Here is a 24,918-nt window from a genome sequence, read left to right as displayed (position 1 = left end):
GATGAAGAAACTTGGAAATGCAGTCCTAGCCCTTGGATTTTTCGCCATTATTTTTTCCGTCGGGATTGTATCATGGCTCCAAACAGACCGAACGTTCTCTCCGTTTGAAAATCGTTCGCTGGCTCAAAAACCAGAAATAACAAAAGAAACGATCGCAGACGGGACCTTTTTTAAAGAATTTGAAACATATACAAACGATCAATTGTTTGGACGAGATATGTTCATTAAAAACTATACGTTAGCGCAAATGAATATGAATAAATCAATCGTTAACGACATCATTTTAACAGAAGATCAGTGGCTCTTAAAAAACCCAGCGTGGGAAACAAAATATGACGAAATCGATCAATCACTGCTTGAGATGGAAAAACTTGCGAAGTTTGCAGAAGAAAAGGATATTGAACTATACTTTGCATCACCGCCATCAAAGTCAAATATATTATCATTTAAACTCCCACCTTTCATTACGTCATACGGGAAAGAAAATGCACAATACTTTTCAGAAAGACTACCTGAAAACGTAACGCAAATGTTTGTAACGAAAGAATTTGAAAAAACATATACGAAGCAAGAACGAGAAGAGCTTATGTTTCGAACAGATCATCATTGGAATATGGACGGTGCCTTTAAAAGCTACCAATATTTCATGAATACAATCAATAAACACTCTTCTATATATAATGGAAAAGAAATTGAAGAAGAAGACTTCACTCGCACATGCGCAAGCGACAAAAAGTTAATTGGAAGTTTCAACAACCAATTGTACCAACTCGTTGATCCAAGCGATGAAAAGCTCTGTTACTACACACCAAAAGGCGGTTTCCCCTTCACAAAAGTAACCGCAACTAACGTATCAGGCACAACGTATCACAAGCTTGATGACATATACGGATTCGACAAACAAAAAAGCGAAGTCACATACGCAGGCTACTACACAGGAGACTATCCTGAAATCGTCTTTGAAAACGACAATGCTGACAATGACATACATGCCTTAATCTTAAAAGACTCATTCACAAATGCGATCACACCGCACCTTGCATTACCATTTAAACAAACATCACTTCTCGACATGCGCCATTACTATGAGAAATCAGTGTATCAATACATTAAAGATCATGATATTAATATGGTAATTGTAATGTATAATGATTCGAATTTGAGCGGTGAGGCTTATCGGTTTGAATAAATAACATGAAAAAGCTAGTTTTACTATGATTGTAAACTAGCTTTTTCTTCTATCTTCTAGCACTTCATGTAAGAAGCAATTCCACTCTCGATCTTCTAAATAAAAGAAATCAAGATAACTCGTTTTAACATTTTGACTCATTACTTTTCGCCTTCCATAGCCGTTATGTTCCTTTGAATATCTATACTGTAAATTTGTAATCAGTTGATGAAAACTCCAATTCGGATGCCTTTCCCAGATGGTTTTTAGTAAAAGTAATGTTGATTTCATTTAATTATAAAATTCAAATAATAAATGGATGAGAAATAAGAAATTTCAGTTTTCAAACTAAACAAGGCTCTTAAACTAAATTTCATAATAAGTAAAAAGCCTTACTGAAAAGATATCAGTAAGGCTTTTTACTATCTATAAATATCTGAATGAGAATAGTCAACTAAAAAGTTAAATTATTTTGCAACAGATACTTTTACTTTTGCTTTATGAGCATTTCCTTGAACGTCTCTAAGATCAACTGTAGTTGCAGATTTTGTTTCAACAGCGATTTCTTTAGTTAAGTCAAGTGTAGTTGCAGATTGTGGTTTAACTTCTGCTACTGGAGCTGTTGTTGTTAATGTGAATACATCACCAGCTTTTGCATCAGCAAGTGTTAATTTAACTCCATCAACAACGAATGTTCCATTTCCAGAAGCATCTAAGTCAGTAACTTTACCAGAAGCATCTTTAACTTCTAGCTTACCAGCATTATCTTCTACAGTATAGTTGTAAGTAGCATCTTTAGAAGCTTTTTTAGCATCCTCTACAGTAACTTTAGCTGCTTCTGCTCCACCTTTAGTTGCTGTAGCATCCTTAGCCGGAGTTCCAGCAACATCAGTTCCTTTAGCAACTGTGATTCTTACTTTGTTAGCAAAACCAGAAACTGCATTTGCTTTTAATTCATTATCAGCAAGTGTTAATTCATTTGAACCTTCTAAAACTTTGAACTCGTCACCAACAAGAGCATCGATAGCAGAAAGTTTAATGTTTTCACTGTAAGTTAACTCAATTGTTTTGTTATCTAAAACTTTAGCACTTTGTAGTACTGGCTTGAAGTTATCTACAACTGAAACTGTACCTGTGTAAGATTTCACTACCTCACCAGAAACTGCTTGAACGTTAGTAACTGTAAACACTGCAGCTGCATCTGTTTTTTCAACTGATTCTTCAGCTGGTAGAGTAATTGTTGCAACTGTTTGAGCTGGGTTAAGTACAATAGTTGTTCCAGCTGGAAGTGGTTTTCCTGCAAGAGAATAGTTGTTTAAATCTGTTGCAGAGTTTGCAACTGCTCCACCTTTAACAGCTTTATCAAAATCAACTGTAATTACATTTCCTGTAGCTGTAGCTGTTTTTAATTCGAAAGTAGAAGCTCCTGCACCGAAATCAATTGTATAGTTAAATGCATCTGATTTATTTGGAGTTTCTGCTTGGTCTGTTACAAGATCTTTTGCAAATGAGAATGCAAACTTACCAGATAATTTAGCAGGTGTAGTCGCTTTATAAACTACCTTTTTATCACCAGCTTTTACTGGTTGAACAGTTAATCCACCAAGGAATGAAGCAACAGCAACACCGTTTTCGTTAACAATTGATGGTACAGCAGGTGTTCCAGCTGCTAATCCCTCACTGAAGTTAACTTCAATTTCTTTTACCTTGCCATCGTTATCTTTAACTACATTATATCCAGTTGCTACTGGTTTTGCAGTATCTTTTACAAGAGCAACTGCTTGAGTTGTAGCTGTTAATTTGTTTCCTAATTTATCTTTCACTGTATTTGGTAATACAACAGTGAATGTTCTGTTGGCTTTATCTTTATAAATGTTTGCTTCTGTAACTGGAATTACGAATTGAGTATCGTTTGTATCTGCTACTACTGTTGGAGTTCCAGTTTCTACATTAGCTAATGCTTCATTTTTTACAGCACCATTTCCTAATGCTGAAATTACAGAAGCAGTATCCATTGATTTGTTAAATGTAACAAGAATTTCTTTGTCACCTTTTGCTGTAAGAGTCGCTGTTGGTAAAGCCGTATCAACACTTACAGTGAAAGTTGCAGACGTAGAAACAGTTTTATTTCCAGCCATATCAGTTAGGTTAACTAACTCGATTGTGTGAGTTTTACCTGTTTCTAAAGATAAACCTGTAATTTCTGCAGTATCTGTATTATTAAAGTTTGCAGTTACATAAGAACCATTAACTTTTACTAAACCACTTTGAATTGGCTCAGTAGCTTTAACTGTTAAGCTCTTTGCTACAGATCCATTAGTTTTCGCTTCAACACTAGCTACTGTTGGAGCAACTTCATCTTTGTATGAGAATACTTGTACAAATTTCTCAGTCTTTTTAGATTTATCAGCTGCAGTAGCGATAGGATCTACAGTAAGAACACCGTTTGTAACTTGTACTTGGTTAGCATTAGCAAAAGTTAAAACTGCAGTCTTTTTATCTGTACCTAATTTAACTTTTGTTGGGTTTGTGCTGTTAACAGCATAGTTAGCTACTTTTTCAGCTTCAGTAGTATCTACTTCTACAGTAAATTTAACTTCAACTTGAGTAGCATTAATTGCTTTCACAGACTCAACTTTAGGTTGCTTAACCTCTGGTGTTGGAGCTTTGTAGTTCATTGCATTGTAAATGAACTGAGCAGCTTGCTCACGAGTTACAACGCCATGTGGGTTGAAGTTTTTGCCGTCACCTTTAACGATTTCTAGGCTAGCAAGAGTTTCGATAGCTGCAGTACCCCAAGTTAAATCTTTGATATCATCAAAAGATTTTTTGTTGTTTTCGTCAGCTTTGAAACCGTATGCGTTCACAAGAATTTGAGCCATCTCTACGCGAGTTAACTCTTTATCTGGACCGAAGTTTCCGCCACCGATACCGCTCATGATCTTGTTAGCTTCAGCAGCAGCGATGAATTTTTTGTACATGTTGTTTTCAGCTACATCTGTGAAAGATGGTTTTGCGTTGTCATCAACTTTGATTTCTTTCGCTTTTACCATGAAAGTAGCAACTTGTGCACGAGTTACATTTTCACCTAAACCAAATGTACCGTCACCTTTACCAGAGATGATACCTTTTGCAGCCATTGCATTGATTGCTTCTGTATACCACTGACCTGCAGGTACATCAGAGAATTTTTTTTCTTCAGCAGAAGCTGCTACTGGAGCTACTACGCCTGCTACCATTGCAGCAGTCATTGTGCCCGCGATTAACTTGTTGTAAGACTTGTTTTTTGCCATGTTATTTATTTCCTCCTTGAGAAATATAATACTAGTTTCGAAAATATGTATTTGAGAAACTAGGTAAATACGTAAAAATAAATTAAATTTGGTAATAAATAGTTATAATAGAATTTAAATACTTAATATGTAAGAAATAACTGTATTACCAATTCAATGAATCATGTACATAATACGCCATTTTTTCCTTTTTTTAAAGAAGTTTTTTTCGCAAAATTCGACAAAAAAGAAAGGTTACGCCAAAACGTATCCATCATCACATATTATGTAACGCCTGTTGCTATCAAAATCCATGAAAAAGTCCATGAAAACGTATAACAACAATGGTTCTGAATATACTTGATACCAAATATACAAATATCATTATAGCACATGATTTAAATAAATAAACCACTTTTTTATATTCTAATATATTTATATTTCGACATAATTCGACACAATATGTCGCTTATCCTCTTGAAAAAGTTTTATTTTTGTCGAAAGAAAACTAAAAAACGAGTAGATTTTTGTAAAAATCTACTCGTTTCTCTCTTAATGTGCTACATATTCGACATTTCCTTTCAAAATATATCCAATTGTTGCTGCTGGATCGTCAGAAATGACTTGTAACCACGTTTGCCCACCAATTGTTTCTTCTCCTACTACTGTTACAACAGCGTCAGGGCGAACTGTATATAGTTTTGTTCCATTTGGATTTTTCTTTACATCTGTTTGCGTTAATACTTTTGCTAGTTTGTAAGAATTATATTCTTTACCACCTAACGCTGTATCTACGCGTAGCATATGTCCTGCTATCTTTTGTCCCCAGTATGGATCAGATGCATATTTTACGTTTAGACCAAATGCTTTATTTCCTGTGTAAGCTGCATTATAGCGCCAATGTTTCGGATTTAAATATCCTTCATTCATATATACTTTCGCTGCATCTTCTATACATGCTTCTTTACTATCATATTTTTTTGCATCTTCATGTGGATTTGCGTCCGTTGCATTTAAACCAAATAGATTGTTCTTTTCTCTTGCAAGTGTACTTTCACCATATTGGCTCTCATGCATCGCTAATGAGAATAAGAATAAAGCATTTACGTTATATTTACTTTCTACTTCTTTGAATGTTTTTCCAAGTCCAATTAATGGTGAATTTGGTCTTACCTGTTTCAGATAGTTGTCTAAGTCTTCTCCTGTATACTCTGTTTTCGTACGTAGTGAGATATAGTTGAAGTATTGATAGAAGCTTTGCTCACCAAATGTTTTTCCATCAACGCTGTACACAAATTGACCTGGTTTTAAGAAGGACGGTGCTTTTCCGTAGCGGTAACCTGTGTAATCAGGCTTACTTGCATAATGGTTATAGTATCTATGATATAAGTAACCATCTTGTGCATTTACATAATAAGAAGAAAGTTTCATCACTTCCGCTGGGAATAATGTAATCTCGTCTTTCTTTACGTATCCTTCTGTGTTAGAAAGCTGTACTTTTACAGCGTTCCCTTCTATACTGACTACTTTTAATTCCGTACCGTAGCTTATATAATTTGTTACTGTTTTTAAATCATTTCGATATAAATTAATTGCGTTACCAGCTGTTTTCTTCGCTACTGCATAACCGTCTTGAATCCATACGTACTCATCTTTATGCTTCACAGCTTTTACACCACCTGCCTGTGCTGCCGCAACCGCTTCTTCATATGTACTGTAGCGACCTTTCTCTTGTTCTTTCCCGTTTGCATCTACATGTGTCACCACATATAATTTTTCTACTTCCGGCGGTTTCGGTTTTGCACCGTTATTATCAATCACTTGCAACATACCACTTAAAAAAGCTGAAGCTGTTCCGCGCGTTGCAGTTACTTTTGGCAAGAAGTTGTTTTTGTCGTCACCTTTCACAATACCGGCACTTGTAACAACTTGAACATGTTCTTTATACGTGATTGCATCTTTATCTACAAATGTTAATGGCTGTAATGGTATATTAATATTTTTATAAGCAAGCGCATTGCTAATCATAATTGCCATTTCTTCTCTCGTAATCTTATCTTCTGGTGCAAAAATGTCATTTCCACGACCAGATAAAATCTTTGCTCCTGCTGCACGGCTTACTCCGTCATATAACATATGTGTCTTTGGTACATCTGTAAACTGAGAATCTGCTTGCGGTAACTGTAAAGATTTCGCTACTAATGTCGCAAATTCAGCTCGCGTTACTGCGCGGTCTGGTGAATATATACCATTTCCTTCCCCAGACATAATCCCTCTTTCAATTAGTATACGCATTTGCGGTTCAAACATATGACCTGTTATATCATCGTTTGCTGCATATGCTGACATTGGTGTTAATAATAAAGACCCCGTTAACGCTAACGCGGTAACTCCTTTAGAAAACTTTTTCATTCTCATCGTTCTCCCTTACACATTTTTCTATTTATCTATCTCTCTATTGTAAAACATATAATAATTATATTTATATATACTAATTATATACAAAAACAAACTCGAATCAATTCATCATTTTACAAAAAACAGGTAGATTTCTATAAAATCTACCTGTTTCCTATTAATGCGCTACGTATTCAACTTTTTCTTTTGCAATATATCCAACTGTGACAGATGGATTATCGGACATCACTTGCAGCCAAGCTTGTCCACCAATCATTTCTTCTCCTACTACTGTTACAATCATTTCTGGCTGAACAGTATATAACTTCTCATCTGTTTGATTTGGATTTTTCTTTACTTCTGCATCTTGTAATACTTTCGCTAATTTATACGTATTATGGTCATTTCCCTTTAAAAATGTCTCAAAGCGATACATGTGACCTGCTACTTTTTGTCCCCAGTACGGGTCTGATGCATATTTTACATTTAAACCAAATGTTTTATTACCAAGGTATGCCCCGTTATATAAGTGATAAGCTGGATTTAAATACATTTCATTCATATATACTTTTGCCATATCTTCAATACAAGCTTTTTTACTATCATATTTCTTCGCATCTTCATTTGGATTTGCATCTGTCGCATTTAAACCAAATAAATTATTTTTTTCACGCGCTAACTCACTTCTTCCAGAATCACTTTCGTGAATGGCAGCTGCATATAAGAAAAGAGCATTTACATTATATTTGCTTTCCATTTCTTTAAATGTCTTACCTAAACCAATTAACGGTGAATCTGGCGTACGCCACTGCACATAGCGGTCTAATTCTTCCGCCGTGTACTCTGTTTTTGTACGTAAAGACATGTAATTATAATATTGATAGAAACTTTGTTCACCAAACGTTTTTCCATCGATGCTATATACATTTTGACCAGCTGTTAAAAATGAAGGTGCCTTACCATATCGATAAGGTACTGCATATCCTGGTTCTTTCGCATAATAATCATAGTATCTATGATATAAATAACCATCCGATGCATTTACATAGTAATAAGATTTCTTCGTTAATTCAGCTGGAAGTAACATAACTTCTTCTTTCTTTACATAACCTTCCGTATTTGCAAGCTGTACTTTTACATAGTTTCCTTCTATGCCTAATACTTTCAATTCTGTACTGTAAGTAACATACGTGATTGTCTGCTTCAGGTCACTACCATATAATCTAATTTCTTTTGCTGGTGTTTTCTTTGCAATTGCATAACCATCTTGCACCCACACATATTCATCTTTATGCTTCACAGCTTTGATGCCGTTTGCCTGAGCGGCTACAACAGCCTCTTCATATGTACTGTACCAGCTTTTCTTTTCTTCTTTCCCATCTTCTGTTACATGCATGACAATATAAGCGTCTTTCGTGTCACCATTATTTTCAATGACTTGTAACATTCCGCTTAAAAAGGCCGCTGCTGTTCCGCGCGTTGCAGTTACTTTTGGCAAGAAGTTGTTTTTATCGTCACCTTTAACAATACCAGCACTTGCCACAACTTGAACGTGTTCTTTATACGTAATCGCATCTTTATCCACAAATGTTAACGGCTGTAATGGTATATTAATATTTTTATAAGTAAGCGCATTGCTAATCATAATTGCCATTTCTTCTCTCGTAATCTTATCTTCTGGTGCAAATACGCCGTTTCCACGTCCGGATAAAATCTTCGCACCCGCTGCACGGCTTACTCCGTCATATAACATATGTGTTTTTGGCACATCCGTAAACTGGGAATCTGCTTGTGGCAACTGTAAAGATTTCGCTACTAATGTCGCAAACTCTGCTCGTGTTACTTCGCGGTCTGGTGAGTATATACCATTTCCTTCCCCAGACATAATCCCTCTATCAATTAATACACGCATTTGCGGTTCAAACATATGACCTGTTATATCATCATTTGCTGCAAACGCTGACATTGGTGTTAATAATAAAGATCCCGTTAACGCTAACGCGGTAACTCCTTTGGAAAACTTCTTCATTCTCATACTCCCCCCATAGATTCATAGCTTTATACTCATTATATCTTACACATATTTCTAATTTAAGACAAAAGTGTAAAAAATAATTAACATTTTCGTAGAATGATGATATCTTTTGCCACTTTGTGCAAAACAAAAATCTTCTGCTATAATTAGAAGGTTGTATATAAGAGGAATTTTTAGCACATTTTTATGCTATATCGTGCTTCTAATAGGAAGAAAGGAGTCACTACATTGGGGAAAATAACCATTATGGTGCCTGCATATAACGAACAAGAGGTACTTCACACACTATATGATCGACTACAAAGCGTTATTGACCGTATCCCTTCTTATGAATTTGAAATTTTATTTATAAATGATGGTAGTACAGATGCAACGCTTTATCACATTAAAGAGCTACGAAAGAAAGATGACCGTATTTCGTATGTGAATTTGTCTCGTAACTTTGGGAAAGAAATCGCAATGATTGCTGGATTTGACTACGTAACGGGAGATGCCGTCATTATTCTTGATGCTGATTTACAAGACCCTCCAGAACTCATTCCAGAAATGATTATGCACTGGGAGCAAGGTTATGATGACGTTTATGCAAAGCGTAAAAATCGCGCTGGTGAAACGTGGCTGAAGAAATGGACAGCTCGCACATTTTATCGTATGTTACAAAAAATTACTCGCATTCCAATTCAAGAAAATACAGGTGATTTTCGTCTACTTGATAGACGTTGTGTTGAAGCGTTAAAGCAATTACGAGAAACGCAGCGCTATACGAAAGGCATGTTCAGTTGGATTGGCTACAATAAGAAGGAAATTTTATTTGACCGCGATGCAAGGGCAGCCGGTGAAACGAAATGGAATTATCTCAAATTATTTGATTTAGCCATTGAAGGGATTACATCGTTCACAACAGCGCCGCTACGCTTATCGGCTTTATTTGGCTCTATGATTTCTTTATTCGCCTTCATTTATATGATGATTATCATTATAAAGACGCTATTATTTGGTGAAGAAGTTGGAGGCTATCCTTCTTTAATGACTGTTATTTTATTCCTTGGAGGCATTCAATTACTTTCACTTGGAATTATCGGTGAGTACTTAGGAAAAGTGTTTAATGAAACAAAACGCCGTCCCCTTTATTTTGTTGATGAATACAACAATGAAAAAGCACAAAATCACACGCAGTCCCATGAACGAGAATATAGTCACACAAGGGGATAACAGATGAAAAATACGAAAGAGCTAATCTCCTATCTTGTTTTTGGAGTTTTAACAACCGCTATTAACATTGTAAGTTATGCTTTTCTTACAAAAATCGTCCATATGGATTACTTAATTGCAAATACAATTGCGTGGGTGTTATCCATTGTGTTTGCATTTGTTACAAACAAATTGTACGTATTTAACCAAAGAGAAACGAAAAGTATATTGAAAGAGTTTTTCTCCTTCTTATTCTTCCGCTCTTTGTCTTACGTACTTGATATTTTAATCATGGTTGCTCTTGTTGAATTATTACGAGCGGATGACTTGTTTGCAAAAGTAGTGACGAACATATTTGTCATTCTTTTCAACTATGTTGCAAGCAAATACATTATCTTTAAACGACAAAATGGATAATACGATATTTATAAGACGGAGGAAAAGCAGTGAATAAATTATATACGTTTGCATCGCAAGCACTTTACATATTAACACTCTTATTTTTTGCGATCACGTTATTTTACGCATGGCAATCTGCACTTAACACCGAAGGATATTCAACCTTTATTCTACTTGGTTTCATCCCAGCTATACTTGCGACTATATTCGTGAGCCGATGGATGAATCGTCGTTTCACAAATAAGCAAAATATGATAATCATCATTTTACTTGCATTTGGAGTACGGCTCGCTTGGATTTTAACGATACAAACAACTCCGATTCAAGATTTTGAAAGAATGTATCTTGGGGCACTCGATATCGCTCGTGGAACCTATGAATTTATTACAATCCCATACTTTACAACTTGGGTATATCAACTAGGCTTTACAACGTATCAAGCGGGTGTCATTTCCTTATTTGGAGAAGGTACGTTCATGATTAAGTTTTTGAACGTTCTCTATTGTACAGGGATTACCTTCTTCATCTATAGTATTGGTTCAAAGTTATTTAATGAATGGAGCGGGAGAATCGCGGCTCTTATGTTTGCGATTTATGTACCAAACATCGTAATGACATCTGTGCTTACAAACCAGCACTTAGCGACATTTTTATTTTACGCTGCTTTCGCATTGTTTGTAGCAAAAGGTCTTTCCCATTCGTACGCATGGATTTTCGTCGGTATACTACTATCACTCGGAAATATTATGAGACCACTCGGCAGCGTCATCTTACTCGCTCTTATCATTTTTGCAATCATTGCTTATATGCTTGGCAAGAAGCAAGTAAAGAAAAAGACGATATTTGCAAAATTAGTTGGGATTATCGGCGTCTTTTATATTGTAAATTATGTCTTTAGCTATTCACTTATTGCAGCGGGCATTACACAATACCCACTTTCTAACCGCGATCCGTATTGGAAATTTGTTCTTGGTTTTAACCATGAAACGACTGGTGGCTTCTCTGTTCCTGATTATGAACTTGTCAACCAATATGAAGTTGGTGAAGAACGTTTCGCTGTGGAAAAAGAACTCATCGCTGAGCGAACTGAAGATAAGAAACAACTACTTATTTTATTGAAAGACAAGCTGAAATTAATGTGGGGCGATTATGATGCTTCTATTTACTGGGGATTTGAAGGGTATGATGTACCAAAAGTAAAAGATGCATTTTGGATTGTTGAAAAGATCATGTATCTTTCTATTATATTGTTCGCAGTCATCGCGCTACTCGCACTCATAAAAGAACGGAAAAATGAATACCTGCTCTTTTTCCTATTATTAATTCTTGGGTATGTCGCTGTTCATCTATTAATCGAAATACAAACAAGGTATCGCTACTTTATTATGCCGACCTTCATTATTCTGCAAGGTTACGGAATTTATCTCATTGCACAATTAGGTAAAAAGAAAGCAAAATCATAAAGTAAAACTTCACTCAGCCCGTTAATGCGGGATAAAAAAAGAACAACCTACTTCTTCTGTAGGTTGTTCTTTTTCAAATCCTCAATAATCTCTTCCGACGCTTTTGATATTTGCAAACGTAGTTCATCAACGCGGTGCTCAAGTGCACGCTCAACTTGTTCTTTTTGCTGCAATTGTTTCTTCGCCATATTGTATAGCGTCTCTGAAGTCCAATCGCCATCAACACTTCCAATCATCGGCTGATTCACTTGTTGCAAGAAGGAATCGATTTTTGGATCGTACGAAATGCCGATCATTGGCGTATTTGCAACAGCCGTTAATATAAGCGCGTGCAAACGCATACCAACTAAAAGCGAGCACTGTGATAAAATCGCTATTTTTTCATCAAGGTCCATTTGATATGGAAGCATATGCGCTTCTTCTCCCATTAAATTAATGACATCACGCGATGCACTTTGGTCAAATGGACCGTGCATTGGGACAAATAAAATATGGTACCCTTCTCGCTTTAGCTTTTTTAACGTTTCCGCTAACTTTTTCATATAGTCTTCTTTTGCATCCCAGTAACGCACACTAACAGCAACAACTCTCCCGTTAATCGCCTGCTTTTTTAACCAATTGGACGTTACTTCCTGCTTACAAGCTAACACTGGATCTGGCACGAGGACAATGTCCTTTTTCATTCCCATATTTTTTAAATATAAAAACGAATCTTCATCACGAACAGATACGTATGCTGCTTTTGATAAATGCCATTTCACAAGCATTCGGTTAAACGTTCTCGTAATTGGCCCAATTCCTTGAGCGTAAATATAATATGGCTTCTTTAATAAGCGGGCGATGCGCATCACTGCAGTGTAGTATAAAATACTTTTTATACTCGTTTTATCTTGCAGCAAGCTACCGCCTCCGCTAATAAGCCCATCGCTTTCTTTAATCGCTTTATAAATTTCTTTTATATTCCAACGGTTTACTGCTTCTACACCGTACATTTTCCTTGTATAATCAGGGTCATTTGAAAGTACAACAAGCTCAAGAGTTGGATCCTCTTCATGCAATGCTTTAATGATTGATTGCAAAATCGCTTCGTCCCCAACGTTATAAAAACCATAATATCCTGATAAAACTAACCGCACTCTTGATCTCCTCCAACATTTCGCAATCAACTCTTTTATACGCAAGCAAACTACTACCAATTCTACATTTTACAGGTTTCCTACTAAAAAGAAAACCTTTACCCTTTGACATCACATTCTATTTTGCTTACAAGAGCTTAATTCACTGCGCAAGGGCATCCTCGCTCATGCCTCTCTCACAGATTTCGGATACATTACGAATCCAGAGTTATTTCTTTATTTCGCCCATTTACGAAGAAACGGAATTTGTTTCATATCTTCTTTTGCAATCCACTGTAATTTCAAAACAAATGGGATATATAATATAGAAGCTATTATACAAGCAAAGCCGCTATATAGTAGCGCGATGATACGAGAACTCGTGACGTCTAGTAACATCGTCCCTCCATATATCATACATCCAATAACAGTTGAGACAACAACAATACATATAAATTCTTTTATTTTCACAGCATACGGGACACATTTTCGAATATATTGCTGATTCACCATACTAATTAGTAAATAAATAAGCAATGTGCTGTATGCTGCACCTTCTATACCAAATTTCTTCACAAGTACGATATTTAAACATACTTTTAAAGCACTCGCAAATACAACAATCCACGCTGCTACTGCCGAACGATTAATGCCCTGTAAAATCCCTACCGATAATAGCATATAGGATGTAAAATACGAACTTCCAATAATGATCGCTAACATCCCGCTCCCTTTTGTATCTGTAAATAGTGCAACATTAAGGGGCACTGTTAATGCAACGAGCCATATTGTAATTGGAATCGTAATAACATTTGCAAGCTTATTTGTACGCTCGACCATTTGTGAAGCAATTGTTATTTCTTTCTTCGCTAAAGCAGCTGCTAATGCTGGAATAAGCGGAAAAATAATTGCGCTCGCAAATACAACAACTAATTGTGTAAATGCAAATCCACGGCTATAAATTCCGAATTGTTCTTGCATCACATTCGCTGCTTCATCTAGTGCGTGCGGAACCGTTACAGAGTCAATTAAATTCAATAGCGGCATCGCTAATGCACCAATTGCAATTGGAATGGATATCTTCAATATACGCTTCGCATTTTTCTGAAAGTCAGCAAATGTATAAGAAGCTGTCTTATAGCGGTATGGACTCTTTCGATATATCCATTGTAAATAAATAAGAGAGCTTATGACTCCAACAAACGAACCAATCATCGCTCCACCAGCTATCACATCATTACTTTGCTGAGATTGTACGAGTACATACGCAGCTGTAAGCATAATACATACGCGAACGAACTGCTCAATCACTTGCGAAATTCCCGTTGGTATCATATCGCCAAATCCTTGGAAATACCCGCGATATACTGCCATGTATGGTACAAATAGTAAAGCAAACGACGTAACAAGAAGTGCAAGTCTCGTATCCTCTCCGCCAAGCATTATCGCAATGAAGTTAGAACCTAGCGCAATAACGAAAAATCCGCATACTCCAAACAAAATGCCAAGTATGGAAGCGGATGTAAATAATTTTGCAATTCCATCTCGGTCATTTTTCGTATGTAACTCAGCCGTTAACTTTGACATCGCAAGCGGAATACCTGCCACAGACAACGTTAACGCTAACATATACACCGGAAACACAAGGCGAAAAATACCAAGCACTTCATCACCTGCAATATTTTGCAGTGGAATTTGAAAGAAACTACCTAACAGCTTTGATAAAAAGGTCGTAATCGTTAAAATTGCTGCACCTTTTACTAACTTGTTATTCATTCTCTTCTTCTCTTTCTTATATCACTTATCACTACACTCTTTCGTGAGCCTAACATCGCATGTCAAAAGCACTGAATGTTACCAGTCTTTCTTTTCTTTTTTGAAAAAGAAAAGATTTTCTCATTTATACCATGCAATTTTTATATATTATTTAAACAGGAACATATTTCGTCCCATTCAAATATCATATCAAATTTCTTATACGTTTGGTACTCTTTCCGTCGTTTCTTTATAAACTAAAACACTCTTTTCTATCATTCGGCTTACATTCTCTTCATTATTTTATAAAAACATCCGCCCTAAAGAGGGTCACGATTTTATATAAAAATCAACACTCCTAAATCTTAAAATACATATATTTGTATATACACTTTTTATTTCTTACTTCCTCTTTTTTCCGAATAAACATATGCTATAATGAAGCTATTGTCAGTAAGAGGAGTGTAAGATAGTATGCTGAAATCGTTTCGCAAAATATTAGGAGATCCCCAAAAACGTAAGCTAAAAAAATATGAGCAGCTTGTCATTCAAATAAATGAATTAGAACCAACAATGGAAGCATTATCAGATGAACAATTGCGTCAAAAGACTACAACGTTCCAAGATATGTTACAAAACGGAAAAACGGTTCACGATATAAAGATCGAAGCTTTCGCTGTCGTTCGTGAAGCAGCAAAACGCGTGTTAGGCTTACGTCACTATGACGTGCAGCTTATTGGTGGACTTGTTTTACTAGAAGGTAATATTGCAGAAATGCCAACTGGTGAAGGGAAAACACTCGTTTCTTCATTACCAACATATGTACGTGCCCTTGAAGGAAAAGGCGTTCACGTTATTACAGTGAACGACTATTTAGCAAAGCGTGATAAAGAATTAATTGGACAAGTTCATGAGTTTCTTGGATTAACAGTTGGATTAAACGTTCCAATGATTAGCCCAGAAGAAAAGAAAAATGCATATGAAGCTCATATTACATACGGTATTGGAACAGAATTTGGCTTTGATTATTTACGTGATAATATGGAAGCTTCGCAATCTGCTAAAGTTCAACGCCCATACCACTTTGCAATCATTGATGAAATTGATAGCGTACTCATTGATGAAGCGAAAACACCGCTTATTATTGCTGGTAAGAAATCGAGCAGTTCTCAGCTTCATAGTTTATGTGCAAAATTCATTACTTCATTTAAAGAAGAAGCTCATTACATATACGATGCAGAGACAAAATCTTCAAACTTTACCGATGATGGGATTACGAAGATTGAAACGATGTTTGATATTGATAACTTATATGATTTAGAACATCAAACATTATATCATTATATGATTCAAGCACTGCGAGCTCATGTAGCGTTCCAGTTAGATGTAGATTATATCGTAAAAGATAATAAAATTATGCTCGTTGATATTTTCACAGGTCGCGTTATGGAAGGCCGTTCGTTAAGCGATGGCTTACATCAAGCACTTGAAGCAAAAGAAGGTATTGAAGTTACAGAAGAGAACCAGACGCAAGCGTCGATTACAATTCAAAACTTCTTCCGTATGTACCCTGCCCTATCCGGTATGACAGGTACAGCAAAAACAGAAGAAAAGGAATTTAATCAAGTATACGGAATGCAGGTTGTACCAATTCCAACAAACCGCCCTGTTATTCGTGATGATATGAAAGACCTTGTCTTCATGACAGCTGATGCAAAATATAAAGCAGTGCGCGCTGAAGTACAAAAACGTCACAAAACAGGTCAGCCTGTATTAATTGGAACAACATCTATTTTACAATCAGAAAAAGCTGCAAAGTATTTAGATGAAGCCGGGCTGTCCTATCAACTACTTAACGCAAAAAGCGTAGAACAAGAAGTTGAACTTATTTCGTTAGCTGGTCAAAAAGGACAAATTACAATCGCAACAAATATGGCTGGACGCGGTACAGACATTTTGCTTGGCGAAGGTGTTCATGAAATTGGTGGATTACACGTAATTGGAACAGAGCGTCATGAATCACGACGCGTTGATAATCAGTTAAAAGGACGCGCTGGTCGCCAAGGTGATCCAGGAAGCTCCCAATTCTTCATTTCATTAGAAGATGAAATGTTCCAGCGCTTTGCAGAAGAAGAAGTAGAGAAATTAATGAAATCTATTCAAGCAGATGAAACAGGCCTTATTACAACGGCAAAAATTCATGATTTCGTAAACCGTACGCAATTAATTTGCGAAGGCGGTCATTTCTCTATGCGCGAATTCCATTTAAAACTAGACGATGTCATTAACGATCAGCGTAACGTCATTTATACATTGCGAGATAAACTGTTACAAGAAGACACAAATATGATTGAGATCATTATCCCAATGGTTGAACATACAATTGAACATATCGCAAAGAAATATGTTCAAGAAGGTATGCTTCCTGAAGAATGGGATTTTGCCGCAATGCAAAAGGAATTACAAGCTGTTCTTCAAGTTGAAACATTGCCAGTTCTATCTGCAAATAACATCCACTCTCTAGAGGATGTGCAACCTGTATTAAAAGAAGCAATTGCATCTTATATTGAAAAAATTCGCCTACTAGAAGAGAATGCAGAACTTCAGCTCGTGCTACGCCAAATGGGTCTGCATTATATCGATCAAAACTGGTTACAACATTTAGAAGCGATGAACCATTTAAAAGAAGGTATCGGCTTACGTCAATACCAACAAGAAGACCCTACTCGTATTTACCAAAAAGAAGGGCTTGATATTTTCCGCTATACATATGGGAAATTCGAAAAAGATATGTGTCTCTTCATTACGAGATACGTAACTGTACCACAAAACGTATAATGAGGTGACCTATCATGCTATCATTTTTAAAAAAAGCAACAAAAAAAGGAAAAGATACAGCTGTTTCTGGCGCTGAATTATTTGGTCAAGACAGTGCAGCAGAACAAACAAAAGAAGTAAAGTTGTCCCTTCATTTTCATCCTAGATGGGGACAAGTAGATATTGAACAAAAATATATTTATCAGTTTTTACATAAAGAGTTACCAAGTTTACAAGAAAACCAAATCTCTTTATCTGGTATTGAAACGAAAATAGAAGATGGTACATATTACGTAACAGCGTTTTTAAGAAATAGCATTCAAAAAGAAATCGCGTTTGAAAAAACGACGTTACTTCTATTAAATAAAGATGGTGAAGTATGTGCTCGTAAAACATTTGACCTTTCTGAACTTGGTAATATTCCAGCAAACGTAAACATGCCGTGGACGTTTGTATTTGAAGAGAATACAACAACAGGTGCAACGCTTTCAGAAACAGACTGGCAGCTTGCTTTTGAGTTAAAAACAGAGCATAAGCTAGATTTACATCCTACTTGGGAAGCTCAGCTATCAGAAGAGAAAAAAGCGGCTTTAGAAAAGATTATTAATGACTTACCTCCTTTAAAAGAAGAGGAAATTAACTTCACGGGCCTACAAGCTATGAAGCAAGCAGACGGAAACTTACACGTTACCATTTTAATTCGTAACGGTAGTACACAAAATGTGAAACTAGAACAACTTCCGCTTCACGTCATTGATGCTTCTGGAGACACAATCGCCCAAGGTGCCTTCACATTAGCTGACTTTGAAGTAAAAGCAAATACAACAAAACCGTGGTCATTCATGTTCCCAGCTTCGTTCGTTACGAAAGAAGCAATTGATTTATCTACTTGGAAAGTTGTAATTCCACAAAACTAAAAGAAAGAGCTTTTGTACCGTCTGAAGACAGTGCAAAAGCTCTTTTTTATAGCCTTTCTTATTTCAGATTCAGCGATTCTTCTTTTTTATATAACAAAAGAGTTGTTTCAAAAGTACTTAGGCACTTTTGAAACAACTCCTTTCTATAAAAATACGAAAAAAGAGACAGTTAATATACTATCTCTCGTCATATGTAAATATTTATTTCACCTGAATACGATCAATATGATACTGTGCTTCTAACTTACAAAATGAATCTGCATGATGTACATTTTGCCCTTGTAATTGTTGCAATTGTTCTGCTGTTGGTTTCTCTGCGATAATTTCATGGATTTTTTCATTTACTTTTACCGCTAATGCTTGATGGAAATCTGGATGTTGTTTTAGCTCATCATCTACTTTCTGAATCCATGTCGACTTTGTGTATATGTATTGCTTCCACTGTTCAACAAACTGCTGCATGTCAAACTTCTCTTCATTCCATTCAATCTCTGCCATATACTCCGCAAAGGAAACAACGATCGAACGCGTAATTCCAACTTTTACACCATGTGGTAATTGTTTGTACATCAACTTCTCCCTCCAGCTTACAGCTGCTTCCTTCATACAGAAAGAAACAATGAATTCGTATATCTATACATAGTAGCTTACTACTAGTCTAAAAATTTACTATAAAGTTTAACATAATGATTGTCAACTTTTCACCTTTAATATTAATATAGTAATTAAACAATTAAAAAAGAAACGATTTACATATTTTGAAACATAATACTAATATATAACAATTTTATAATTGAAATCAAATAAAGCGAAACTTCACTCAGTGGGGTTTTCTCCATCCCCACTAATTGTTAGCCCGACCAATCGGGCTTTTATCACAACAACTTTGGCAATACATATGACTATGTTATAATGAACAAATGAACTTTTAACAAACAGAACTTGGAGGCATTATGCTAACTTTTGAAGAAAAATTAACGATTATTGAATCTTTCCCGCAATTAGAACGAAAAGACGTTTCATTAAAGCGCGTCAACTTCCACTTTGAAGAGAGTCGCTTAGATAAGAAGAACGTTGTATATCATTTACATCCAAATGGAAACGGCTTCGTATACGTTGGCAACACGGATGGCTATAACGCAGACAATAAAGGTATGGTAAACGTTCGTGAGTTCTCAGCAGACGAACTACGCACTGTTATCGAAAAATCAATTGCCTTTCTATCTGAAGAAGAAAAAACTGCTGAACCTGGCTTAGAGGAAGAATGGCAGAACGCAGATGGTCACATTTTAACACTTATCGAAGAAGATGAAGATATGTGGAATGTGTACGCTGGTTCTCTTTTAGATGGTACGTTTAACTCTTACGGTGAAGCTGCATCTTACCTTGATGAAGAAGGATTTTCGAAAAAATAAAAGCATAGCCTCGGCTATGCTTTCTTTCTTATTTCTTTACAGATTTCAACGATTTACGTAACACAAACTTTTGCAGCTTTCCGCTTGCATTACGAGGCAACTCATCAGCGAAAATGTAATGACGTGGACGTTTGTAGTCAGCTAATTCATCACTTTCTTTACAATATCTTTCTAACTCTTCCGCTGTTAACTCTTTATCTTTTTTTACAACAACAGCAACAACGCGCTCACCCCAAAGCTCATCTGGTTCTCCAAGTACCGCAACGTCTAAAATACCATCGTGACTATGGAGAAAATCTTCAACTTCACGCGGATAAATGTTCACGCCCCCGCTAATTACCATATCATCAACGCGGTCCGCTACATATAAATAGCCATCTCGGTCTAAATAACCAAGGTCACCAGAGTGATACCATCCTTTATACATCGACTTCGCATTTGCATCTTCTCGGTTATGATAACCAGCCATCATACATGGACCACGTAAAATAATTTCACCAACTTCATAAGCTGGTAATACATCATCCGGTTCTGCTGGCCCATCTTCACTTGGCTTTACGATCCGAATTTCATGGCTAAAGCATAATGTTCCAGCTGAACCCGCTTTTGTTAGCTGATCTTTCTCGACTAAAAAGGCAACAACTGGCCCCATTTCTGTCATCCCATAAATTTGGACAAGGTCGATATAAAGGCGCTCTTTACACTCTTTCACAAGTGCTGGTGCCATCGCTGCGCCCCCGTAAATACCGATACTCATCGACTTTAGATCATACTTTGATAAGTCTTCTTGCAACATCATATTCCACATCGTTGGTGCTGCAAAAAATGTCGTAATTTTTTCTTCTTGAATTGTTTGCAGTACTTCTTTCGTATCAAAATGATGCAGAATGACATTTTTCGCCCCAGCTTGTACGCGCGGAAGAATACCAGCATTTAACTCTCCGCAGTGATATAAAGGAGCTACCGCAAGCCCAACGCTATCGCGGTCATATTTTAAATAATATGTACAAATCATACTGTGCTCAGCCATGTCACGGTGACGGTGTAATACGCCCTTTGGATGCCCAGTCGTACCACTCGTATACAGCATGGAGCAATAGTCCATTTCATCGATTTCGATTTCAATTTTTTCATCGGAAGCAGCATTTACTTTTTCATGGTAAGAAGTCGCATAGGAAGGTACATCATCTTCAATATATAGAAAGGATACGTGCGGGAAATCTCGCTCAATTGTAGAAATTGCTGACACAACAGCTTTTTCAAATACAACAACTTTCGAAGAAGCATCTTGTACTATGTAGGAAACTTCCTTTGCTTTTAAACGGAAGTTAATCGGATTAAAAATTGCTCCGATTTTCATACAAGCGAAGTAAACGTTTACAAATTCATGTGAATTGTATAAGTAAACTGATACACAATCGCCTTTACGAACCCCCTCTTCTCGAAGCATATTCGCTGTTTTATTTATTTCTTTATCCCATTCTTCATATGTCCAGCGAATGTTTTTTAACGGTTCAACTAATGCCTCTTTCTTGGGATACTTTTGAACAGCCAAATCAAAAATCCTACCAATCGTCATATACATACAGATTTCATCCCCCTTTTAACTTTCATAAATGTATCATTTCGTCTATAAATAGACATATCCTCTACATTTTTACCTTCTTTTTTTGATGATTCTCGACATTGTTTTACAGCGGGATGTCATTTTGGCCGGATTATTTCAATTTTGACTGAATTCTATTTAGTTTTGGCTGAATTCCCTTTCATTCTGACCGAATTCTCTCCAGTTTTGGCTGAATTACCAATCATTTTGGCCAAATCATCACCTCTCAAACTAAAAAAGAAGCTACCCATAAAGGGTAACTTCTTATACAAATAATTCTTCTAAAATCTTTAGCTTGTCTTCTGTATATTTCACGAAACCGTCGTTGTACGATTTTGGATCTTTTGGATTCGCAAAGTGAGTGATCGCACCTGTCTGTGGGTGAACGAACTTACTTGACGCACCGCATCCTAAACCGATGATAGATTGTACTTCTTCCATAATGACAATGTTGTAAATACTTTCTTGTCCTTGCATTGCGTAACCAACGTTTTCTAGGTTACCTAAAATGTTCTTTTGGCGGTACAGATAATATGGAAGATAATCATGCTTCTTCGTCCACTCTTCTGCTTCATGCATCATCGCCGTAATTTCTTCGCGGCCTGCTACTTTATATTTACGCTTATTTTGCGTCATTTCAGAAGCGCGTTTAAATGATAATGTGTGAACTGTTAATGATTCTGGCATTAACTTTTCTGTTTCTGCTAACGTGTGCTTAAAGATATCTAACCCTTCACCAGGAAGACCGATAATTAAGTCCATGTTAATGTTATTCATACCCATTTCACGTGCTAAGTGGTACTTTTCAATTGTTTCTTCTACTGTATGGTGGCGTCCGATTGCTTTTAATGTTTCTTGATGGTATGACTGCGGGTTAATACTAATGCGGTCAATGTTCCATTTGTTTAACACATCAAGCTTCGCTGGTGTAATTGTATCTGGGCGCCCTGCTTCAACCGTTACTTCGCGCACTTTCGTTACATCAGGGAACGTTTCATACATTTGTTCATATAACATATCCATCTCTTCAGCTGTAATACTTGTTGGTGTACCACCGCCGTAGTAGATTGTTGTTACTTTAATACCTTTTTCTTTTAGGAATTTACCAATTTCACGAATTTCATAATGTAACCCACCTAAGAATGAATCAACAGAACCTTGGCGGCCGTTAATTGCATAAGCTGGGAACGTACAATATGCACATTTCGTTGGGCAGAATGGAATTCCAATATAAATACTTACTTCCTCTTTTAAGCGGTATAAGTCCGGTACAACCGCTAATTGGCAGTCAACGATACGCTGCAATAATTCAATTTTCTCTTCATGAATTAAATAGCTTTCGCGCAGTTCTTTATGTGCGTCTTCTTTTGACATACCGTTTTGCAGCATTTTATGAAGAAGTTTTGTTGGACGCACTCCTGTTAAAATGCCCCACTTTTGTTCAATACCCGTAAGCTGCTGAAGTACAGAAAGATATACATAAGAAACAACGTGTTTCACTTGCTTCATGCGCTCTTTCTCAACTGTAAATGCTGATAAATCTTTCGAAAACGTTTCTTCATACGTCTTTCCTGTCGATACATCTGTTAAACGAGCAGACGCTGTTACGTTTCCTTCTATTTGTATCTCAACAATTAGATTGGCATCTTTTTGCTCAAACTCTACCGTACTTTCCTCAAAAAATAAGCCGCTAATATTTTGAAGCGGACGTAAAAATCGATCATCTTGTAATGTCTTAATTGAAATTAACAACAATTATCACCTTTTCATTTTCAAACTCCTTTTAGTTTACTTGAAGGGTGTTCGTTGGTCAATACGGAAACACTTCCCGCAATTACACAAAAAAACCTCAAGATATACACTTGAGGTTTTCACTTAAAAATGATTTTTCAAATATTTAATTGGAAATTGCTTACGGAAATGTTCCTTAATCACATATTCTACCCCGCGCTCTATATTCGAGCGTGTCACCCAGTCTGCCGCTTGTTTCACCTCGTCTGGAGCATTCCCCATTGCAACGCCCAGCCCGGCATATTCAATTATTTGTGCATCCTCTAAGCTATCGCCAATTGCGACCATTTCTTTTAAATCAATTCCAAGATGCTCTCCTAATAGCTGCAATCCTCGTAATTTCGAAACGTTAGCTGGTAGTATATCAATTTTTTCACGGCTACATTCTACAATATTTATATCTTCGAATGCTTTTCGTAATGTTGTAACTGCTCGTTCCTTTTCACTTTTACTTGCAAACATTACGTCAATTTTCGGTGCAGCAATAGGTCGGTCCCGAAGCGCATCTCCTAATGAATCAACAAATTGAACAGGATAAAAAAGTGGATCTGCATTTGATAACACTGTTCGGGCAATTAAATTTGGTGTATTTTGCTGACGGTTTCCAATCGAAAAACGTTCATGCGCAATACGAATATTACATTCAAAATGCTCTAATATTTGCACAATATTATACGTATTTTCCTCTGACAGCTTCTTTTGAATTAACGGTTTATCTAATGAAGATGAAACGAAAGCACCACCATGCGTCACTAATATTGCATCTAACTTTAGCGTCTTAGCAATTTTATGAGCAGACTGGAAATTTCTATTTGTAAACAAGGTAACATAGACGCCTTTTCTTTTCACAAATCCAACGGCTTCGCGTGTACCTTTTAACAGCTTCCCATTTTCTACAAGCAACGTACCGTCTATGTTAAGAGCTAGCAAACGTGTAATCATGTTGTACAACCTCCTCTTAACTGCTGTCTTTCTATCACTAATTTATGAAACAACATCGCTACTTAGAACAAGTTAGAGTAAGAACGAAAAAAGACGCTCCTTTTTCTATAAAGGAACGTCTTCCATATTAAGACTGCATATATGTGCTGTATAGCTCTTCAAGCGGCTTCATGATGATTTTGTTTAAATCGCCAATTAGTAGATTTAAACGTTGCTCACCTTGCATTAACGCTGTGATCTTTTCGTTTTGTTGAATTTTCTCTAGCATGCTTTGTGCTCTTACGTTGTCTTCCTCCGCTAACGCTTCACCTTGCATCATTTTTTGTTGGAATTCCATTTGCATTGCGCGGAACTCTTCAAATAATTGCTTCGTTTCTGGCTCGCTTTGTACCGCTGCGTAGTTCTCTTTTAACGCTTGGAACTCAGGGTTTTCTGCGATTGCTTTTTGTAATTCATATGCTACATCATGCATGTTCTTTGTCATTGTAAATTCCTCCTTCAATATAACAGAGTATATGTACCTCTCTGCATTACAACAAAGTATGTTAATCATATAAATCCACTTGACCTCGCATACAAGGAATAAGACGAAAAAAGGTAATAACCGCTACTACACACGGCTGGGACCTCTCTTC

17 protein-coding genes are annotated in these 24,918 nt (G+C 36.5%); 7 read left to right on the top strand and 10 right to left on the bottom strand.

Going from position 1 to position 24,918, the window contains the following annotated elements:
• Position 1: 1 nt before the first annotated feature.
• On the top strand, positions 2 to 1,189 hold the full coding sequence (locus tag BAMA_RS12400; protein WP_034639478.1) for a DHHW family protein: 1,188 nt from the start codon (positions 2 to 4) through the stop codon (positions 1,187 to 1,189).
• 446 nt (positions 1,190 to 1,635) lie between these two features.
• Here the strand turns inward: BAMA_RS12400 and BAMA_RS12395 are convergent, their stop codons facing one another.
• The 3 genes from BAMA_RS12395 to BAMA_RS12385 form a co-directional block, all read right to left on the bottom strand.
• Positions 1,636 to 4,461 carry an S-layer homology domain-containing protein gene (locus tag BAMA_RS12395; protein WP_034639476.1) on the bottom strand — a complete coding sequence of 942 codons (2,826 nt, stop codon included), beginning with the start codon at positions 4,459 to 4,461 and terminating at the stop codon, positions 1,636 to 1,638.
• Positions 4,462 to 4,992: 531 nt separating this feature from the next.
• Complete coding sequence (locus tag BAMA_RS12390; RefSeq protein WP_034639474.1) at positions 4,993 to 6,852, bottom strand: S-layer homology domain-containing protein; 1,860 nt, start codon at positions 6,850 to 6,852, stop codon at positions 4,993 to 4,995.
• 163 nt (positions 6,853 to 7,015) lie between these two features.
• On the bottom strand, positions 7,016 to 8,866 hold the full coding sequence (locus BAMA_RS12385; protein ID WP_034639472.1) for an S-layer homology domain-containing protein: 1,851 nt from the start codon (positions 8,864 to 8,866) through the stop codon (positions 7,016 to 7,018).
• 234 nt (positions 8,867 to 9,100) lie between these two features.
• Between BAMA_RS12385 and BAMA_RS12380 the strand changes: the two genes are divergently transcribed.
• Genes BAMA_RS12380 through BAMA_RS12370 form a run of 3 tightly spaced genes read left to right on the top strand, consistent with a single transcriptional unit; the run spans position 9,101 to position 11,925 of the window.
• Positions 9,101 to 10,084 (top strand): glycosyltransferase family 2 protein, encoded by a 984-nt coding sequence (locus BAMA_RS12380; RefSeq protein WP_051758937.1) that lies wholly within the window; start codon positions 9,101 to 9,103, stop codon positions 10,082 to 10,084.
• A gap of 3 nt (positions 10,085 to 10,087) precedes the next feature.
• On the top strand, positions 10,088 to 10,480 hold the full coding sequence (locus BAMA_RS12375; protein ID WP_034639469.1) for a GtrA family protein: 393 nt from the start codon (positions 10,088 to 10,090) through the stop codon (positions 10,478 to 10,480).
• Between the two features lie 29 nt (positions 10,481 to 10,509).
• Positions 10,510 to 11,925 (top strand): glycosyltransferase family 39 protein, encoded by a 1,416-nt coding sequence (locus BAMA_RS12370; protein ID WP_034639466.1) that lies wholly within the window; start codon positions 10,510 to 10,512, stop codon positions 11,923 to 11,925.
• 47 nt (positions 11,926 to 11,972) lie between these two features.
• On the opposite strand, the gene csaB is transcribed toward BAMA_RS12370, so the two are convergent.
• Positions 11,973 to 13,061, bottom strand: a complete 1,089-nt coding sequence (gene csaB / locus BAMA_RS12365) for a polysaccharide pyruvyl transferase CsaB (protein ID WP_034639464.1) — start codon at positions 13,059 to 13,061, stop codon at positions 11,973 to 11,975.
• A 216-nt stretch (positions 13,062 to 13,277) separates the two neighbouring features.
• Positions 13,278 to 14,816: a putative polysaccharide biosynthesis protein gene (locus BAMA_RS12360; protein ID WP_034639461.1), complete on the bottom strand. Its 1,539-nt coding sequence runs from the start codon at positions 14,814 to 14,816 to the stop codon at positions 13,278 to 13,280.
• A gap of 453 nt (positions 14,817 to 15,269) precedes the next feature.
• Here BAMA_RS12360 and secA2 point away from each other — a divergent pair, with 453 nt between their 5' ends.
• Positions 15,270 to 17,633, top strand: coding sequence for an accessory Sec system translocase SecA2 (gene secA2, locus BAMA_RS12355; RefSeq protein WP_034639457.1), 2,364 nt, complete (start codon positions 15,270 to 15,272; stop codon positions 17,631 to 17,633).
• Between the two features lie 14 nt (positions 17,634 to 17,647).
• Positions 17,648 to 18,529: an accessory Sec system S-layer assembly protein gene (locus BAMA_RS12350; protein ID WP_034639454.1), complete on the top strand. Its 882-nt coding sequence runs from the start codon at positions 17,648 to 17,650 to the stop codon at positions 18,527 to 18,529.
• A 201-nt stretch (positions 18,530 to 18,730) separates the two neighbouring features.
• Here the strand turns inward: BAMA_RS12350 and BAMA_RS12345 are convergent, their stop codons facing one another.
• Complete coding sequence (locus tag BAMA_RS12345) at positions 18,731 to 19,099, bottom strand: hypothetical protein (protein WP_034639452.1); 369 nt, start codon at positions 19,097 to 19,099, stop codon at positions 18,731 to 18,733.
• Between the two features lie 383 nt (positions 19,100 to 19,482).
• On the opposite strand from BAMA_RS12345, the gene BAMA_RS12340 reads away from it, so the two are divergent.
• Positions 19,483 to 19,944 carry a hypothetical protein gene (locus tag BAMA_RS12340; protein ID WP_034639450.1) on the top strand — a complete coding sequence of 154 codons (462 nt, stop codon included), beginning with the start codon at positions 19,483 to 19,485 and terminating at the stop codon, positions 19,942 to 19,944.
• A gap of 28 nt (positions 19,945 to 19,972) precedes the next feature.
• Here the strand turns inward: BAMA_RS12340 and BAMA_RS12335 are convergent, their stop codons facing one another.
• The 4 genes from BAMA_RS12335 to BAMA_RS12320 all read right to left on the bottom strand — a co-directional run bounded on the left by BAMA_RS12335 (position 19,973) and on the right by BAMA_RS12320 (position 24,767).
• The gene (locus BAMA_RS12335; RefSeq protein WP_034639447.1) at positions 19,973 to 21,529 is read right to left on the bottom strand and encodes a fatty acid--CoA ligase; all 1,557 of its coding nucleotides are present in this window, start codon (positions 21,527 to 21,529) and stop codon (positions 19,973 to 19,975) included.
• A gap of 285 nt (positions 21,530 to 21,814) precedes the next feature.
• Positions 21,815 to 23,305: a coproporphyrinogen III oxidase gene (locus BAMA_RS12330; protein ID WP_034639445.1), complete on the bottom strand. Its 1,491-nt coding sequence runs from the start codon at positions 23,303 to 23,305 to the stop codon at positions 21,815 to 21,817.
• Between the two features lie 120 nt (positions 23,306 to 23,425).
• Positions 23,426 to 24,283, bottom strand: coding sequence for a Cof-type HAD-IIB family hydrolase (locus BAMA_RS12325; RefSeq protein ID WP_034639442.1), 858 nt, complete (start codon positions 24,281 to 24,283; stop codon positions 23,426 to 23,428).
• A gap of 127 nt (positions 24,284 to 24,410) precedes the next feature.
• Positions 24,411 to 24,767 (bottom strand): YlbF/YmcA family competence regulator, encoded by a 357-nt coding sequence (locus BAMA_RS12320; RefSeq protein ID WP_034639440.1) that lies wholly within the window; start codon positions 24,765 to 24,767, stop codon positions 24,411 to 24,413.
• Between the last annotated feature and the right edge of the window lie 151 nt (positions 24,768 to 24,918).

This window comes from Bacillus manliponensis (genome assembly GCF_000712595.1).
GTDB lineage: Bacteria > Bacillota > Bacilli > Bacillales > Bacillaceae_G > Bacillus_A > Bacillus_A manliponensis.
This window is presented reverse-complemented; position numbering and strand designations above follow the sequence as displayed.

Excerpts from the sequence above, each read along its gene's own strand:
- BAMA_RS12320 (WP_034639440.1), bottom strand. The coding sequence starts at position 24,767 with ATGACAAAGAACATGCATGATGTAGCATATGAATTACAAAAAGCAATC.
- BAMA_RS12385 (WP_034639472.1), bottom strand. The coding sequence starts at position 8,866 with ATGAAGAAGTTTTCCAAAGGAGTTACCGCGTTAGCGTTAACGGGATCT.
- BAMA_RS12340 (WP_034639450.1), top strand. The coding sequence starts at position 19,483 with ATGCTAACTTTTGAAGAAAAATTAACGATTATTGAATCTTTCCCGCAA.
- BAMA_RS12360 (WP_034639461.1), bottom strand. The coding sequence starts at position 14,816 with ATGAATAACAAGTTAGTAAAAGGTGCAGCAATTTTAACGATTACGACC.
- BAMA_RS12325 (WP_034639442.1), bottom strand. The coding sequence starts at position 24,283 with ATGATTACACGTTTGCTAGCTCTTAACATAGACGGTACGTTGCTTGTA.
- BAMA_RS12400 (WP_034639478.1), top strand. The coding sequence starts at position 2 with ATGAAGAAACTTGGAAATGCAGTCCTAGCCCTTGGATTTTTCGCCATT.
- BAMA_RS12395 (WP_034639476.1), bottom strand. The coding sequence starts at position 4,461 with ATGGCAAAAAACAAGTCTTACAACAAGTTAATCGCGGGCACAATGACT.
- secA2 (WP_034639457.1), top strand. The coding sequence starts at position 15,270 with ATGCTGAAATCGTTTCGCAAAATATTAGGAGATCCCCAAAAACGTAAG.
- BAMA_RS12390 (WP_034639474.1), bottom strand. The coding sequence starts at position 6,852 with ATGAAAAAGTTTTCTAAAGGAGTTACCGCGTTAGCGTTAACGGGGTCT.
- BAMA_RS12335 (WP_034639447.1), bottom strand. The coding sequence starts at position 21,529 with ATGTATATGACGATTGGTAGGATTTTTGATTTGGCTGTTCAAAAGTAT.
- BAMA_RS12375 (WP_034639469.1), top strand. The coding sequence starts at position 10,088 with ATGAAAAATACGAAAGAGCTAATCTCCTATCTTGTTTTTGGAGTTTTA.
- BAMA_RS12345 (WP_034639452.1), bottom strand. The coding sequence starts at position 19,099 with ATGTACAAACAATTACCACATGGTGTAAAAGTTGGAATTACGCGTTCG.
- BAMA_RS12350 (WP_034639454.1), top strand. The coding sequence starts at position 17,648 with ATGCTATCATTTTTAAAAAAAGCAACAAAAAAAGGAAAAGATACAGCT.